Consider the following 14,361-nt stretch of genomic DNA (forward strand, 5'->3'; position numbering starts at 1 on the left):
GGATGCGTGGACGACAAAAGCCACGTTAGGGGATGAGTCCGACGCTCTGACGCCCGGCACTCCGCCCCCACCGTACGCCCCTCAACTCACCCACCGAGCCGCCCGGAACACCCCACGGACACCCTCGAAACCCCTGGGACATCACGCGGGACACCACCCGGGACAGGCCCCGGACCACGGCACCGGGCACGCCGAAGCGACACGGGCGACCCACGATGACAACGACGGAACAGCACCGGCGAACCGGGCCGGCGCAGGCCGACCCCCACCACCTCCGGAGGCCCCACGACGACGCCTCCGCACACCTCCCGGAACAGCGAAAAGACCCAGGCCGTATGCGACCGGGGTCCGCCATGGGGTAGAGTGTCCGACGACGAGCCAGCCCATATCCGGCTCCTCGCGGGCGTAGTTTAATGGTAGAACATGAGCTTCCCAAGCTCAGAGCGCGGGTTCGATTCCCGTCGCCCGCTCCAACAGCTAAGCCCCAGGTCAGCGACCTGGGGCTTGTTCATGTCCAGACCTCTGCCTGCCAGATCAGGCGCTCGGTATGCCGACCGGTCGCCTCGCCACGCCGCGCAGACCAACGCCTCCCCTCTCGGTCAAGACGACTTGCCGCCGTCAAGGTGACGGCGGTCAGCAGCCCGCCGAGTGAGCTGAAGTGGACAGGCACACCTCCATGCGCATGAGAGGGACGAACACGTACCGTAGGGCGCACAGCGGACCTGTCGATCCTCACTGGAGACCGCGATGACCACGCAGCCCGAAGAACCGATGCACGACATCGCCGACAGTGATCCGGAAGCTCACCGCATCGCCCAGCCGGCCAGCACGCCTGAGGAATTGCGTGCTGCTCTCGCGCTGATCGCCCCAGACGCACTGCCGACATTTGATGACGAGCGCGCCGCGGCACTCCGGCAGTCCCGAGAGCAGGTGAGCGCGGCACCCATGCGTCGCTTCGCCGGGCAGTGGGCGGTCTACGTGGCCATCGAGCGCCACCCGGCCCGAGCCGCCCGTCTGCGGGCGCTGGAAAACCGTGCGGCCGAGACCGACGATATCCACGAGGCTCGCGAACTCGCGGCGGAGATCGGTCGCATCCTTGACGCAGCATGCGCTGAAGCCGGCATCGACCAGGAGCAGGGAGCGGCGTGAGCGATCGGGACCCATGGCGTTGGGAGTATGACCCGGACGCCGAGCATGTGGTGTCGGGTCTGCCTCCGCAGGTGGTTGCCGAGGTTGAACGTCTCGCGGGAGAGATGGTTGCACTGGCCGAGGTCGGCGTTGACGTCACGGATCTCGGTCAAGGACCGCGACGGGGCGTGCCAGGCGGGGTGCGGCGCATCCCGCTGCTCGTCGACGGCTGGTTCTACGCGCTGCCCCTCTCCCGTCTGCGCCTTATCGCGATCACTCGAGTAATCCCCCCGTTCTCCGACCTCTAGTAAGTGAACAGATCCTGCTTCGAGGCACTGGCCCCTGGGGCGCATTGGTCGGCAGTGCGCCGAGTTCCGCACCAGATGCGCACCAGGCAGGGCGGTGAACAACGGTCAACGACGGTGCTGCGGCAACCCGGCAGCTTGCTGCCAGTGCTCGTTTGCGCTGGTCAGCGAGGTACCCGGTCGACCATCCCGTGATTCCCAAGCTCAGAGCGCGAGTTCGATTCCCGTCGCCCGCTCCACGACGAACCCCCAGGTCATGGACCCGGGGGTTCGTTCATTGTCGAGCCGCGACATGCACCGCTCAGGCCGCGTACGGGGTGAAGGTTACCCGGGAGTCCTCCGCTGTGAGCGCAACGTTCAGCGAGCCGTCCAGGGCCTTGGCAAGGCGACGCAGCAGAGGAAGCGTCGGGACGGTGTCTCCACCCTCGATGCGCGAGATCTGCGGTTGCGTCATCTCCGCACGATCGGCCAGTTCGGTCTGAGACAGGCCGAGTTCGACGCGGCGGTCGTAAATGGCCTGTCCGAGGTCACCGGCGAGACGTGCGTCGATGTACTCTTCGTCGTACTCCACAGCTTCACCGAGAAGCTGCTTGGTACGACGCGTCTTCCACTGGTTGTGGTTCATCACGCCTCCCTGACTCGGTCGTAGGTGTGCTGGGCCGGACCATGCTCGGCCTCACAGGCTTTCTGCGCCTGATGGGCCCGCTCGATCTCGGCAGTCTCATGCATTCTGGTCTTGCGGAAGACGGTCAGCAGCACGATCCGACGGCCCGGGGCGAGCCAGTAGGGGATACGGACGGCATCCCCGTCGAGCACCAGCCGCAGCTCACGCAGCTTGCCGCCCAGATGGCGCGAATACGGCTCGCCGAGTGTCGTGGGCTCGGCCAGTAGACGGTCCGCCTTGTCCTCCACGCGGCGATAGAGGCGGAAGGGCAGCAAATCGAGCCAGTCCCGCACCTCGGGCTCAACCTCGATCACATACTGCCCATCCATGCACTCAACGATATATGCATTAGATTGCATACCGCAAGCTCACGCAAGGGGGCATGGGTGGTCAGCGGCCACTGGCTGCGGCCAAGTACCGGCTAAAGCAGCACGGGCACGTACCACCGCATCCCCGGCATCCCCCGGCGGGGCGGTCTGCGCCACCCCAGAGGGGGGCACCCAGTCCATCTGACACCGGTCAGCCGAAGCCGTACCTGCAACCGCGACCAGGGCGCGTGTGAACGCGGAGCTCAGCACCGTCGGCCGCCCCGCCGTGCCCGATGCGTGCCCGTCAGGGCGGCGATTCACGGTCAACAGCGGCTCTCCAGGACCTGCCCAGCAATGGCCGGAGAGCCACGTCTCAACAGGTCAGCACCTGGTTCCCCGCTTGATGTCCGGTACTTCCCAAGCTCAGAGCGCGGGTTCGATTCCCGTCGCCCGCTCCACGATGAAGACCCAGGTCAGGGACCTGGGTCTTCGTTTGTTTCTCTGGGTCTTGTTTGTTTCCGGGGACTGTGCCGCAGACGTACCGTCGGCCCGACATGCCCTGGTTGGAGTGGAGTTGGTAGGCGAGGACGTAGGCGTCGGCGACCATGACGGTGTCGCAGTCCTCGACCGCGCGGCCCTCGGTGTCGTAGGCAGTTCGGATCAGACTGATCACGGGCACTCCGGAGGACCAGGATCTCAACCATCCGGACGAAGCGGAGAACGCGAAGGGCGGTTCCGGCTGTCCCTCCCCGCTTCGGGGCAGATCCTCACCGTCACCATGAGCGAGGTTCGCACCGCGTCACGGGTCAGACGGCGACCGGTTCGGTCAGCAACCAACGCAGGGCTGCTCGCGAAGGGTGAGGCTTCAGTTGCCTGGCGCAGGTCTTCGCTCCTCAAGTAGCGGTAGCTCCACGGCGGATGGAAGGCGCCTACGGCCTGTAGGGAACTGAGCAGCACCGGTTCGTCGAAGGTCAACGGCTCCTGCATGGTGAGGCCGCTCGCCTGGGTGGCGCCGCTCATGTATTCGTCGTACTCGCGTCGGCTGATTCCCGCCCGGGTGCAGTGGGCCGACCAGATTTCACGTGGAGTGCCGAAGTGGACCGCGGCGATGCGCGCCATGCCGGCCAAGGCCATGGTGGGCGCGGTGGCGTAGCGCAGTACCGGCGTACCGGACGGGGCGGCGACGCGCTGGCGCCGCACCTCCACCGCCCGCGCTCATGTACCACAGCAGACGTGCCGGGGTGCTCTCCCTTCGTCGGCCGGAGGAGCGGTAGTGGACATGCTCTCGGCTGATGCCCAGGAGGTCGCTGCGCGGAACCAGGGTTCCCTTGAAGAACGCATGGCTTTGTCCTGTCCCGCCCCTCCATGCAGAGGCCGACCCGGCCCCTGGGGCAAGGGCCGGGTCATGGAGTGCGGCTCGTACGGGAGAACCTTCCGCGCCGTGCCGGCAGCGGGGTCCCACTGCTGCTCTACCGCTCGGTGGACTCGGCGGTGGGCCGGTCGGAGAGCTTCAGCCAGACGACGCCGCCGATGATCAGCGCGAGCCAGGCGGCCTTGCCCAGGGTGAGGGTCTCGGGGAAGAAGACCGGGCCGAGCAGGGCGGCCCCGACGGCGCCGATCCCGGCCCACACCGCGTAGCCGATGCCGACGTCGATGGTGCGCAGGGAGATGCTCAGGGCCAGCAGGGTGAGCAGGAAGAACACCACCGCGACGATCGACCAGGGCAGGACGGTGAACCCCTGGCTGCCGCCCACCGCGAGGGCGTAGCCGACTTCGAAGATTCCGGCGAGCAGGAGGACCAGCCAGGCCCGGGTGCGCTTGCTGGTTGCCGCGGCGGGGCTCGGACCGACGGTGGCGGCGGTGGTGGCGGTGGTGGCGGTGGCGGTGGCGATGGACATGGGGGTTCCTCTCGGGCGTGTGTGACGAAGTGGGGTGGGCCGTGGCGGGCCGTGGAGGGGATCAGGCGGTACCGGTGAGCTGGAGCCCGACGACACCGGCGATGACGGCGGCGATCCCGAGGAGCTTGCGCCAGTCGAGACGCTGGCCGAAGAAGAGGGCTCCCAGGAAGACGATCCCGACGCCGGCGGCGGAGGTCCAGATCGCGTAGCCGACCCCGACCTCGAAGGTGATCAGCGCCAGGCTCAGGACGTAGGTGGCGATGCCGCCGCTGACCAGCGTGGCGACCGACCAGCCGAGGCGGGTGAAGCCCTGGGCCTTGCCCGCGGAGACGGCCACGGCGACCTCGAAGACGACGGCGATGGCGAGGTAGAGCCAGTGCATGACGGGATCCTTCCGGACGTGTGGTTCACGGAGTGGTTCAGAAGCGTCAGATGGACGCGGGGTGGTGCAGGGCGCGGTAGCGGGTGAAGGGCACCAGCGCCCGCCTCACGGGCAGCTGCCGGGCATCCCGCTCCAGGGAAAGCGGCTCGGTCCCGCCGCTCGGGTATCCGGACCGGTAGTCGAAGCCCCACGCGGCAGCCGTGTCGCGGCCCACCGCGTAGTGGACCTCGGCGATGCCGTGGGCGGCGGCGAAGCGGTAGCACATGCCGCAGGGTTCACCGGTCGCCAGGAGTACGGCGCCCCGGACCCCGGCGGGTCCGTGCTCGCGCACGGCCTGCCGGATCGCGGTGATCTCGGCGTGGGCAGTGGGATCGCCGGTCTCCAGGACGAGATTCACGCCGGGTGCGGAGACCTGGCCGTCGGAGTGGAGCAGCTGCCCGACGAAGGGGGGCCCACCGGAGTCGACATGATGGATGCAGAGCTCCACGGCCTTGGTCATCAGGTCCCATGCGGCACGGGTGGGTTCGCTCATGACACGGCCAGGTCTTCCAGGGCGCGGCGGATGACCCCTTCGGTGGCCACGCCTTCGATGCGCCGCTCGCCGATCACGAGGGTCGGTACGACGGTGATCTTCTGCCGTGCCGACTCGGCCAGGGCCTCCCGGTGCCGCTCGGCGTACCACTCGTCATCCAGGGCCTGGGTGTAGCCGGCCGGATCCAGGCCGGCCTCCTCGGCCAGGCGTGCCAGGACTGCCCGGTCCCCGATGTCGAGGTCCTCCCGGAAGAAGGCCGCCATCAGACGCTGGTGGTAGGCGTGTCCACGGCCGTGCTCCTGGGCGTACTGGGCGCCTCGGAAGGCGAGTTCGGTGTAGGGCTGCGGGGAGACGCTGGGCAGCTGCATCGGGATCCGGTGGTGCCGGGCCATCGGGTAGACGGCACGGTTCCAGATCTCGGGCAGGTACGGGTCCTCCGGGCGCAGGGTGGGCGCGGGGCGAGGGCGCAACTCGTGCGGGTGGTGCACCACTTCGACCTCCGGGAGGTCCGCCACGGCCCGCTCGATCAGCTCGTCGGCGATCAGGCAGAACGGGCAGACGTAGTCGGACCAGATGTGGATCTTCGCCGCCATGTTTCGCCTCCGGTTTCCTCCGGCGCACCTTGTGTGCGCCGTGCCTGTACCTTCGGTCTTCACACCGGTGTCAGGTGCAACGCCGACGGCCCCGGTGACTCGACGGACGGCCAGGAGGAGCCATGCGGATAGGCGAGTTGGCGGAAGCAACCGGGGTGAGCAGCCGTTCTCTCCGGTACTACGAGGAGCACGGCCTGATCCGCTCCGAGCGCACTTCGGGCGGATGGCGGGACTTCGACCCGTCGATGGTGGACCGCGTGGTGATGATCCAGCACCTGTTCGCGGCGGGCCTGGGCAGCAGCACCATCGACCAGGTGCTGCCCTGCCTGGACGCTACGCCTGAGGAACGCAACGGTGAGATGGAGCGGCTGTTCGCCGAGCAGGCCGAGCGGCTCGCGGCCAAGCAGCGCGACATCGAGCGCGAGCGCGAAACCCTCCAGGCCCTCCGCCGCGAAACGGCCCTTCCCCGCGTCACCCCCTGAAGCGATCGGCGCCGTGAGCGCGGCGGGCGCCCCCCTGGGCGGGGTTGGGGAAGCGTGCCCCGGACTGCGTGGCCGGAGGCGGTACGTCAGTCCTTGCCCGCGCGCTTTCGGATGTCCATCGCCACAGCGACACCGAGCATCAGCACGGCCATGCTGATGCCGAACGTCAGACTGTCCGACCAGGTGTCCTCCCACAGGCGTGACACCGCCCCGGTGAGCGCCCCGTATGCCATCGCCACGCCTACGCGCTTCCCCCACAGCATCATGGGCCGCTCGTACCCTCCCAGCTCCGTAGGAAGCGTCACCGCGCCGGACGCGTCCGGGCGTGCCGTACAGCGGCCGTTCCGGACGAAGGCGTCCGGTGCTCCGAGGTGACCCGTTGATCGTCTGAGGAACGCATCGGCTCCTGAAGAGGTGGGAGGGAGCGATGGTCCGTGTGGTTGTCAGCTCGCGTTGGTCCAGGCATCCGGGCGGGGCGCCAGCACCGCGGAGACCACCGTGTGGGACGAGGCCATGACGTCGGCGACGAATCGCAGCCGCTTGAGGCCGAGTCGGCGCAGTGCCGAGCCGTGGTCGGCGGCGACGAAGAGAGAGACCGCGAGCAGCAGAAGTCGCCACAGGGCCATCGTCGGGCGGCGCGCCGGGCGGGGCAGCTCCGCCAGGGAGGCGTGCAGTCGTTCGCAGTGGAAGGGGACGTGGCGCTGCTCGTCGGCCAGGATCCGCCCCGCCACCTCCGTGGTGAGCGCGTCGTCGGTGCCGTCGCGGAGGACGCGGTAATAGCGCAGCGCCACCACTTCCGCGATCATCAGCATCAGCAGTTCGGTACGGAGACCCATCAGACGCCGCAACCGTACGAAGACGACGTCGCTCCAGTGTCCGGGCAGCGTCGCTACGCCCCCCGCCGTCAGCAGCCGGGCGAGGAGACGGGCGTGGTTCTGTTCCTCGGCTATGAAGAGCCGCACCGCCTGCCCGTAGTCGGGATCGCCGGCCTGGTCCGCTTTGTCGATCAGGTTGGCACCGTCACCGTCCTCGCCGACCTGGAAGCGCTGGATGCTGGTCCACACCGCCGGAGGCAGCGTCGCGTCCTGCTCCCAGTCCGGATCACCCAGCGCCTGCCGGCGCGCGTCCTCGTCCTCGAACCGCCTTGTCCACTTGGCGAAGCCACCCGTATCCACCCGGTTCCCCTTTCCCGGGCACAGCCACCGTGCCCTGGAGAGGGACGACGCATGCGGACACCCGAACCGTTCCACTAGCGCCGGGAGCCGTAGCCGACCTCAGCGCCGGGCAGTCCGGGATCCGGGATCCGGGATCCGGGATCCGGGATCCGGGATCCGGGATCCGGGCAGCCAGAGGTGCCACGGTCACTCCTGGAGCGCGACTCTGAGCGGCCCCTGCACTCCGTCGAGCGGCCTGGCACATCTGCTCATCCGGCCATCCCGTCGCACCCGGCGCCGACAACACGGTCGGACGACGTGCCGCGGGTGCTCCGCGCTCGGCTTCATGGGACCAGGCTGAGCAGCTCGTTCATCCCGTACGGGTACAGCCATGGGCTGTGGTCACCGGCCTGGAGGCGGTCGACCGCGATCAGAGCGTCCGCCGCGGTCTTGCAGCTCGGATGACGTCGGGCAAAGGCGGCGATGCGGGGTCGCTGAGTGGGGAGCCAGGCGGCAATCACCTGGGGATCGCCCTCGTGCCACCACGTGAACTCGAGTTCCTCCCAGAGGAGCTCGGTCGCCCAGTCGAGAGCGAGACGGACGAGCCCGGCATCCGCCTCTGGTCCGGAGAGCCCGGCAAGGTGAGCCAACCACGGTTCCACGCCCTCCGTCGCGTGCGCGATTCCCTCGATGAGTTCGGTGAGGTCCGAAGGGGGACGACCGTCGACCAGAGCGATGGCCAGCAGCGCGCGGAATGCCTGCTCTGCGGCAGCACGTTCGGGCGCCGGCCAGTCGGCGAATCCGGCACCGAGTCGGCCGAGATGACCGAGCTCCTCGGAGGGATCGGCCCCGTGCCCTCCCGGTCCCCAGTAGCGCAGCGCGCGGGGCATGAGGCGACGCCACAGGACGGGGTACTGGTCCGCCTCCCAGTGGCTGGGGACCTCCCGCATGAAATGCCCGAGGAGATCGTCCGGCACGGCAGCGGGATCGCCACCGAGGATGTGCAGCTCCGATTCCGGGGTGCAGTACGTACAGCCGTCCACCGGACGGTCGAGCTCGGGAGGCGAGGCGAAGACCCGGTCGGCCTCCGCCAACGCGTGCCGCCACACGGTGTACGGATCGGAGTCAGGAGGAAAGGACATGAAGCGACCTGCCGGTGGGACTCCGCGCAGGGGACCTGGCGAAGAGAGCACTCTACAACTTGGGGCTCCCGCGGTCCCGAGCCGGAGCTGTGGAGCCAGGTCGGTCCTCAGATGACATCTGGGGCGCCGGCGCCGGAAGAGCCGGCGCCGGGAGAACCCGCACCGGGAGTGTTCTTTCCTGCGCCCCAGATGCGGAGCCGGACGCATCTGGGGCAGTCGCGCTCGCCGCTCACGTGAAGGATGCGGCCCGACCAGGTGAACTCTCGTCCGTCCACGGACAGCTTCCGCAACCGCCTCCGCATGTTTCCCCCTGTCCCCCTGTCCCCCTGTCCCAATGTCCGGTTGGAACCTCTGCCCGCTCGTCCGCGCCGATTCACGGTAGGGCGCCCCGATTCCGCGCAGGACCGCTGGCGTGTGAGCACTGCACCCCGCCTCGTCGCCTTGGTCCGCGCCGGGTCCCTTCTGAGAACGGCGGCTTTGTCGAACGCCCCGAGGCCCCGCCCCGCGGCTTGCGCGGCCTTGCCGAGGAGATCTCAGGAATCCCTGCGCCGTATGTGCAGATGCCCCTCGCGGGGAAAGGACGGCGGCGCCGGGGGCAGGACTGCGTCGAGGCCGTACCGGCTCTTGTCTGCGACGCGGCACGATGCCGCGTTGTCCACTTGATGCAGGAGTTCCAACTGCTCCAGCGCGCCGGCTCCCACGACGTCGAAGGCCCAGCCGGTGAGAGCCTCCACAGCGCGCGGCGCCACTCCGCGCCCACGGGCATGCGCCGCGGTCCAGTAGCCCACCTCGGCCGACGGTTTGCCGGACGCCACCTCCTTGAGGACCACTTGGCCCGCCAACCGGCCTTGCGGCGCACCGGGTTGTGCTTCGAGAACCGCGAACCCGAACCGGTTCCCCGCTGTCCAGCCTCGCTCCTGGCTCCGCACCCACTGCATCGCGTCGCCCTCGTTCTCGACGGCCGAGCCGGTCCAGTGGCGCAGTGCGGGATCCCGGAACACCTCGATGAGGGCAGCAACGTCCTCCTCGCGCCAGGGACGAAGTACGAGTGCGGGAGCGGATGGCGTCGCGCCCGCGTGCAGGATGGCGATGTCGTTCACCTGCCGATCGTATGCGGCGGTGTTCCGCCCCCACGCCGACGATCCCCGGCCCATTTCCGTTCTGTTCGGACGCGCAGGGCCTCGATGGACCAGTTGACCGTCGGTGCCAGGATCTCCGGAGCGGGCCAGGATCTCCGGAGCGGGCCAGTCGTTGATCACCACGAGGAGCTGGAGGTAGTGATCCCGGCGCGGGTCGCTCATCCTCTCCGGCCGGGCCAGCGGCAGGTGGCGCACCTCGGTGTCGTCGGAGCGGCCGAGGAGATGTCCATGGTGCGGCGCAAGCTCTGCGACGATCGGATCGGCTCGGTGCGAAGCCGGGGCGATGCCCGCCGTCAGCGCGGGGCCGACCCGGTCGCACATGGCCGCACCGAGGTCGCGGCGGGGCATGGTCGTCGTACCCGAGCGGGAAGCGGATGAGGTAGCCGCGTAAGCGCGGTAGGAAGTGAAGCGGCACCTTCCCCGCCGCGTCTGTAGGGCCGGGGGAGTGCTTCACCACGTTGTGAGCAGTGAGTGGGTGCCGACGGTGTGGGGAGGGGTTGGAGTGATCGGCGCGGCAGAGGTTCCGCCGGACTCGGGGGGCGTGGTGTACCCGGCGTGCCTCTTCGTCCTGGGCGGGATTCTCGCGTTCAACATCAGGGGGGCGGCCGACTATGTGTACCTCCGCGTCGAGCGCCGTGTGACGGGGCTGGGCGGGGGCATCGGGCCCCGGACGCTGCGGATCGCCGGTGGGATCTTCTTCGTCATGGGAGGGATCGGCACGGCGGTCGAGGTTGCGACGCGGCTGTGAGCCGACGGCCGTCGTCCGCTCCCCGGCTCCCTGGTTTCCCGCCTCCCCGGTTTCCCGCCTCCCCGGTTTCCCGGGGAGCGGGCGACGGGAGAGTGACGTGGGCGGCCAGGGCCCCGGCGCCTCTTCGCGCCTCCCTGGCCCGTCCCACCGGCTCCGGCTCTGCGGAGCGTTGCGCCGTCATCCGTCCGCGGAGGGCTCCGCGCTCTTCAACGCCGGTGCCGCGGAGCCGGTGAGGGCCGCGGGACCGGTGAGGAAGGCGCGGATGTATCCGGCCACGGTGTCCAGGTGGCTCTCCAGGAGGAAGTGTCCGCCACCGGGGATCAGATGGATCTCCGCGTCCGGCAGGTCCCGGGCGAAGGCCCGTGCGCCGTCCGGGCCGAAGATCTCGTCGCCGGCGCCCCAGACGGCCAGCAGGGGGACTTGCCGCTCCCGGAAGTAGGCGTGCACGCGGGGGTAGAGGGGCGGGTTGCTCGCGTAGTCCCGGAACAGGGCGAGCTGTACGAGGTCGAGGCCCGGTCGGTCGACCTCGCGGTGGTCGGCGGCCCAGGTGTCGGGGTCGACCAGTTCGGGGCGGTCCACTCCGTGCAGGTACTGCCAGCGGATGGCGTCGAGGGAGAGCGCCGCGCGGGCGGCGGGTTCGGTGCGGGGGCCCGGATCCTCGCAGTACGCCCAGACGGGCTCCCAGAAGTCCGGTACGAAGCCGTCGTCGTAGGCGTTGCCGTTCTGCGTGATCACGGCGGTGACCGCGTCCGGGGTGCGCAGGGCCAGCCGCCAGCCGATGGGGGCGCCGTAGTCCTGGACGTAGACGGCGTAGCGGGTGACGCCGAGCTGGGCCAGGAGGGCTTCGGTGAGGTCGGTCAGGGAGTCGAAGGTGTAGGTGAACGCGTCGACGGGCGGGGCGTCGGAGTTGCCGAAGCCGAGGTGGTCGGGGGCGATGACGTGGAACCGGTCGGCCAGCGCCGGGATGAGGTGGCGGAACATGCGGGAGCTGGTGGGGAAGCCGTGCAGGAGGACGAGCGTGGGCGCCTCGCGCGGTCCCGCTTCCCGGTAGAAGAGGCGGTGTCCCCGCACGGTCGCGTAGTGGTGGCGGATCTCAACCATTGCTAACCCCTTCGAGGTCTCGTGACAGTTACAGATGAGCGCCAGTACACAGCGCATGGAGTAACCTGTCAAATAGCTTGATGGGGTTAGAAGAACCAAGTGGGGAAGGTGGGTGCCGTGCTGGACGACCAAGCCCTGATGCAGGCACTGAACAGCAGCCCTGTCGTGGACGGCCGACGCCGGGACCTGTGGCGCGACGATCACGAGGTGGACCGGTGGGCACGGGAGCACGGGGGCCACGGCGGCGACGCGGAGCGCCGGTGGCTGCGCACCGCGCGGGACGCGCTCCAGGCGGTGGAGTCCGGCGCGCCCGCGGAGCCGCGGCTGCGCCGGATCCTGGCCGGCGTCCGCAAGGTCCCGCGGCCCGGCCCCTCCGGGATCGAGTGGCACGTGGAGATGCCACCGGAGCGCAGGACGGCCGTGGAGCTCGTACTCGCCTGGGCGGACGTCAAAGAGCGCCTGCCCGGCCGGCTGCGGCCGTGCGGAAACCCTGACTGCCGCCTCTTCCTCCTGGACCGCAGCCGCGCCAACACCGCACGGTGGTGCTCGATGAAGACCTGCGGGAACCGGCTCAAAGCCCGTCGGCATCAGGCCCGCACCCGGGAGACGGAAACAGAAACGGAAGCGAAGGCGGAGACGCAGACGCAGACGGAGAACTCGTGACGGCCTCCTGACCGGCGCAGAGCGCGGCCGGTCCCGCGCCTGCGCCCGCGCCTGCGCCCGCGCCCGTGCCCGGACGACGGTTCGGCACCGCCACGTCCCGACCGCCCGGCTAGCCCGGCCGCCCGCACCCCGATGCCCTCGCCCGAGGCGCCGCCCGCTACGGGGACGGCTCGGGCTGACAGCGCGGGCACCAGAGCGTGGTCCGTCCGGCGACCGGGGCGGTACTGAGCCGGATGTCGCAGTGGGGGCAGGGTGCTCCGCCGGGGGCGTCGCGGCGGCCGGTCAGCCAGGTGTCACGGGGCGGGACGTGCCCGGCGCGGACGGAACTGCGCAGCACGCGGCGCAGCGTCCGGTGCAGTGCTGCGCGCTCGTCCTCGGTGAGGGAACGGGTGGTGCGTGCGGGGTGCAGCCGGGCCTGCCACAGGATCTCGTCGGTGAGCAGGTTGCCGAGACCGGCGAGGACGGACTGGTCGAGGAGCGCGGACTTGAGGTGACCGCGGCGGGCGGCGAGGACCGCGTCGAGATCCGCCCGGGAGACGGTCAGTGCGTCAGGACCCTGCTCGTCGAGGCGACGGGCGGCCTCGGGGTCGTCCGCGTACCAGAGCCCCTGGAGTTTGCGCTGGTCCCGGTAGCGGAGCTGGCGCGGTCGGCGCATGTCACCAAGGGTGAACAGGATCCGGTCGTGGCGGTGCGGCGGATCGTCCGCGTCCGCGCACACGAGGCGACCGGTCATACCGAAGTGGAGGAGGAGGGCGGGGCCGTCGGTGTGGACGACGAGCCACTTGCCGTGCCGCTCGGGCTCCTGCACCTCCCGTCCCGCCAGGTCACGACTGAGCCGTCGTGCGCTGGTGCCGTGCAGGACGCCGGAGTCGCGTATCTCGACCCGGCGGATCGTCCGGCCCTGGGCGCAGTCGGCCAGGACCTTCCGGAAACTCTCGACGTCCGGGAGTTCGGGCATGTCCGCCACCTCGTCCCGCGGTCCCGCGGTCCGCCAGTCCCCTTGCTGGGCACCCGGCGGTGCCACCGCCCGGCATCCGCCGCTCAGCAGGGCGTGCTCCCCTCGCGCGCACCTCCCTCCTCACCGTACGAGTGCCCGAAGCCCGTCGCACGCGGAACCGAGCCGCATCGCTCGCGTCCGACCGCGCATCGAAACAACTCGGGACGACACCGGACCGGCACCGCGCCACCGCCCGCGTGCCGGACAACGGGCACCCCACTCGCCCGCTCCCCGCGCCGAAGACCCCGCGCACCGGCCTGCCACTCCGCACAGGCCGCACAGACCGCACAGGCCGCACAGGCCGCACAGGCCGCACAGGCTGCACGGACCGCACGGACCGCGCTGAGGGCAGAAGAAGCGACACCGGCACATGAGTCCGACACAGGGGTACGGAGCCCGACACGGGCTCATCGGAACGACACCGGGGACGGTTCCGGAACCAACCGCACTTTCTTCACGTGTATTTGGGAGACGTTCGATCCACTTCCCTTGTAAGTTCCTCAGAGGATCGGCAGTGTTCACCGGCGGAAGCGGGGATTCGTGTCATTCGAGCAGGAATGGGCCGGGTTGGTGGCCGGAGCGCGGGACAAGCAGTCCTCCACCGCCATGCAGTTGAACGGCGCCGGCGGCAAGGACGACGGAAAGTGGCTCCAAGTGACGCCGTCCGTACTCGACGCAACGGCCAAGAAGGTGGAGAAGGTCGACACCGCCTTCCAAAAGGTGGACAACGCCGCCATGCGGGAGATGGAACAGGTCCCCGGGTCGATGAAAGGCTTTGCCAGCGACGACGCCTTCAAGACGTTCCAGGAGATGTGGCGCGGCCAGATGAAGCATCTGCGCAAGCAGTTCGCGAACACGGCCACGGCGCTCCGCAACGTCACGGCGAAGACGTTGGAGGGGGATGTGTACACCAAGGAACAGGTGGACAAGATCGCCGAGGACCGGGACCGGAAGGAGCACCCGCTCAAGTACCTCCTGGACCCGAACCGGAAGCCGCTGCTCTCCACCACACCGCAGTACCCGTTCTCCACGGACCAGTACCCACTGCTGAAGCCACCGCCGTCGCAGAAGCCGGTGTACGGCCCCCCGCTGCCGACAGTGCCCTCGACCGAGCCGAAGTCCTAG

The 14,361-nt window shown here is 69.6% G+C and carries 19 protein-coding genes, 1 tRNA gene and 1 pseudogene; 7 read left to right on the forward strand and 14 right to left on the reverse strand.

All coding sequences use genetic code 11. The features are described from left to right. The first annotated feature begins 399 nt into the window (after positions 1-399). The 3 genes from BMX65_RS05215 to BMX65_RS05225 all read left to right on the forward strand — a co-directional run bounded on the left by BMX65_RS05215 (position 400) and on the right by BMX65_RS05225 (position 1,436). Positions 400-473, forward strand: a tRNA-Gly gene (locus tag BMX65_RS05215). Between the two features lie 274 nt (positions 474-747). Further along, positions 748-1,149, forward strand: a complete 402-nt coding sequence (locus tag BMX65_RS05220) for a hypothetical protein (RefSeq protein WP_074998958.1) — start codon at positions 748-750, stop codon at positions 1,147-1,149. Continuing rightward, complete coding sequence (locus BMX65_RS05225; protein ID WP_074998959.1) at positions 1,146-1,436, forward strand: hypothetical protein; 291 nt, start codon at positions 1,146-1,148, stop codon at positions 1,434-1,436. The genes BMX65_RS05220 and BMX65_RS05225 overlap by 4 nt, the downstream gene beginning before the upstream one ends. Before the next feature lie 298 nt (positions 1,437-1,734). On the opposite strand, the gene BMX65_RS05230 is transcribed toward BMX65_RS05225, so the two are convergent. The 8 genes and pseudogenes from BMX65_RS05230 to BMX65_RS05265 form a co-directional block, all read right to left on the reverse strand. After that, positions 1,735-2,058: a helix-turn-helix domain-containing protein gene (locus tag BMX65_RS05230; RefSeq protein WP_027759829.1), complete on the reverse strand. Its 324-nt coding sequence runs from the start codon at positions 2,056-2,058 to the stop codon at positions 1,735-1,737. Continuing rightward, complete coding sequence (locus tag BMX65_RS05235; protein WP_074998960.1) at positions 2,058-2,426, reverse strand: type II toxin-antitoxin system RelE/ParE family toxin; 369 nt, start codon at positions 2,424-2,426, stop codon at positions 2,058-2,060. The genes BMX65_RS05230 and BMX65_RS05235 overlap by 1 nt, the downstream gene beginning before the upstream one ends. 550 nt (positions 2,427-2,976) lie before the next feature. Further along, positions 2,977-3,093 (reverse strand): annotated as a pseudogene (locus BMX65_RS34240) (GntR family transcriptional regulator); the annotation flags it as partial. An 8-nt stretch (positions 3,094-3,101) separates the two neighbouring features. Continuing rightward, a complete protein-coding gene (locus tag BMX65_RS31225; protein WP_177214194.1) occupies positions 3,102-3,611 on the reverse strand; it encodes a hypothetical protein in 510 nt (169 codons plus the stop codon). 263 nt (positions 3,612-3,874) lie between these two features. Further along, the gene (locus BMX65_RS05250) at positions 3,875-4,303 is read right to left on the reverse strand and encodes a DMT family transporter (protein ID WP_177214195.1); all 429 of its coding nucleotides are present in this window, start codon (positions 4,301-4,303) and stop codon (positions 3,875-3,877) included. 61 nt (positions 4,304-4,364) lie between these two features. Beyond that, positions 4,365-4,685 (reverse strand): DMT family transporter, encoded by a 321-nt coding sequence (locus BMX65_RS05255; protein WP_074998963.1) that lies wholly within the window; start codon positions 4,683-4,685, stop codon positions 4,365-4,367. A 46-nt stretch (positions 4,686-4,731) separates the two neighbouring features. Further along, the gene (locus tag BMX65_RS05260) at positions 4,732-5,217 is read right to left on the reverse strand and encodes a nucleoside deaminase (protein WP_074998964.1); all 486 of its coding nucleotides are present in this window, start codon (positions 5,215-5,217) and stop codon (positions 4,732-4,734) included. Then, positions 5,214-5,810, reverse strand: coding sequence for a DsbA family oxidoreductase (locus BMX65_RS05265; protein ID WP_074998965.1), 597 nt, complete (start codon positions 5,808-5,810; stop codon positions 5,214-5,216). Before BMX65_RS05265 ends, BMX65_RS05260 begins: the two co-directional genes overlap by 4 nt. A gap of 122 nt (positions 5,811-5,932) precedes the next feature. Here BMX65_RS05265 and BMX65_RS05270 point away from each other — a divergent pair, with 122 nt between their 5' ends. Beyond that, positions 5,933-6,292 carry a MerR family transcriptional regulator gene (locus tag BMX65_RS05270; protein WP_074998966.1) on the forward strand — a complete coding sequence of 120 codons (360 nt, stop codon included), beginning with the start codon at positions 5,933-5,935 and terminating at the stop codon, positions 6,290-6,292. Positions 6,293-6,378: 86 nt separating this feature from the next. Here BMX65_RS05270 and BMX65_RS32710 read toward each other — a convergent pair whose 3' ends face one another. From BMX65_RS32710 to BMX65_RS05290, 4 genes are all read right to left on the reverse strand, one after another. Then, positions 6,379-6,531 (reverse strand): hypothetical protein, encoded by a 153-nt coding sequence (locus tag BMX65_RS32710; protein WP_162637663.1) that lies wholly within the window; start codon positions 6,529-6,531, stop codon positions 6,379-6,381. A 204-nt stretch (positions 6,532-6,735) separates the two neighbouring features. Then, the gene (locus BMX65_RS05280; protein WP_074998968.1) at positions 6,736-7,467 is read right to left on the reverse strand and encodes a ferritin-like domain-containing protein; all 732 of its coding nucleotides are present in this window, start codon (positions 7,465-7,467) and stop codon (positions 6,736-6,738) included. A 323-nt stretch (positions 7,468-7,790) separates the two neighbouring features. Further along, positions 7,791-8,588 (reverse strand): hypothetical protein, encoded by a 798-nt coding sequence (locus BMX65_RS05285; RefSeq protein ID WP_074998969.1) that lies wholly within the window; start codon positions 8,586-8,588, stop codon positions 7,791-7,793. A gap of 533 nt (positions 8,589-9,121) precedes the next feature. Further along, positions 9,122-9,670, reverse strand: a complete 549-nt coding sequence (locus BMX65_RS05290; RefSeq protein WP_074999264.1) for a GNAT family N-acetyltransferase — start codon at positions 9,668-9,670, stop codon at positions 9,122-9,124. 559 nt (positions 9,671-10,229) lie between these two features. Between BMX65_RS05290 and BMX65_RS05295 the strand changes: the two genes are divergently transcribed. Next, positions 10,230-10,475, forward strand: coding sequence for a hypothetical protein (locus tag BMX65_RS05295; protein WP_074998970.1), 246 nt, complete (start codon positions 10,230-10,232; stop codon positions 10,473-10,475). Between the two features lie 177 nt (positions 10,476-10,652). Here the strand turns inward: BMX65_RS05295 and BMX65_RS05300 are convergent, their stop codons facing one another. Next, complete coding sequence (locus tag BMX65_RS05300) at positions 10,653-11,576, reverse strand: alpha/beta fold hydrolase (RefSeq protein ID WP_074998971.1); 924 nt, start codon at positions 11,574-11,576, stop codon at positions 10,653-10,655. Positions 11,577-11,693: 117 nt separating this feature from the next. Between BMX65_RS05300 and BMX65_RS05305 the strand changes: the two genes are divergently transcribed. Next, positions 11,694-12,239, forward strand: coding sequence for a CGNR zinc finger domain-containing protein (locus BMX65_RS05305; RefSeq protein ID WP_074999265.1), 546 nt, complete (start codon positions 11,694-11,696; stop codon positions 12,237-12,239). Positions 12,240-12,396: 157 nt separating this feature from the next. Here the strand turns inward: BMX65_RS05305 and BMX65_RS05310 are convergent, their stop codons facing one another. Beyond that, positions 12,397-13,197, reverse strand: coding sequence for an Fpg/Nei family DNA glycosylase (locus BMX65_RS05310; RefSeq protein ID WP_074999266.1), 801 nt, complete (start codon positions 13,195-13,197; stop codon positions 12,397-12,399). Between the two features lie 579 nt (positions 13,198-13,776). Here BMX65_RS05310 and BMX65_RS05315 point away from each other — a divergent pair. Then, positions 13,777-14,361, forward strand: a complete 585-nt coding sequence (locus tag BMX65_RS05315) for a WXG100 family type VII secretion target (protein WP_143081807.1) — start codon at positions 13,777-13,779, stop codon at positions 14,359-14,361.

The organism is Streptomyces qinglanensis, from assembly GCF_900111245.1.
Classification (GTDB): Bacteria; Actinomycetota; Actinomycetes; order Streptomycetales; family Streptomycetaceae; genus Streptomyces; species Streptomyces qinglanensis.

Coding starts and splice junctions, on each gene's coding strand:
- BMX65_RS05255 (WP_074998963.1), bottom strand. CDS start 4,685: ATGCACTGGCTCTACCTCGCCATCGCCGTCGTCTTCGAGGTCGCCGTG.
- BMX65_RS05260 (WP_074998964.1), bottom strand. CDS start 5,217: ATGAGCGAACCCACCCGTGCCGCATGGGACCTGATGACCAAGGCCGTG.
- BMX65_RS05220 (WP_074998958.1), top strand. CDS start 748: ATGACCACGCAGCCCGAAGAACCGATGCACGACATCGCCGACAGTGAT.
- BMX65_RS05230 (WP_027759829.1), bottom strand. CDS start 2,058: ATGAACCACAACCAGTGGAAGACGCGTCGTACCAAGCAGCTTCTCGGT.
- BMX65_RS05250 (WP_177214195.1), bottom strand. CDS start 4,303: ATGTCCATCGCCACCGCCACCGCCACCACCGCCACCACCGCCGCCACC.
- BMX65_RS05235 (WP_074998960.1), bottom strand. CDS start 2,426: ATGGATGGGCAGTATGTGATCGAGGTTGAGCCCGAGGTGCGGGACTGG.
- BMX65_RS05285 (WP_074998969.1), bottom strand. CDS start 8,588: ATGTCCTTTCCTCCTGACTCCGATCCGTACACCGTGTGGCGGCACGCG.
- BMX65_RS05265 (WP_074998965.1), bottom strand. CDS start 5,810: ATGGCGGCGAAGATCCACATCTGGTCCGACTACGTCTGCCCGTTCTGC.
- BMX65_RS05310 (WP_074999266.1), bottom strand. CDS start 13,197: ATGCCCGAACTCCCGGACGTCGAGAGTTTCCGGAAGGTCCTGGCCGAC.
- BMX65_RS05300 (WP_074998971.1), bottom strand. CDS start 11,576: ATGGTTGAGATCCGCCACCACTACGCGACCGTGCGGGGACACCGCCTC.
- BMX65_RS05270 (WP_074998966.1), top strand. CDS start 5,933: ATGCGGATAGGCGAGTTGGCGGAAGCAACCGGGGTGAGCAGCCGTTCT.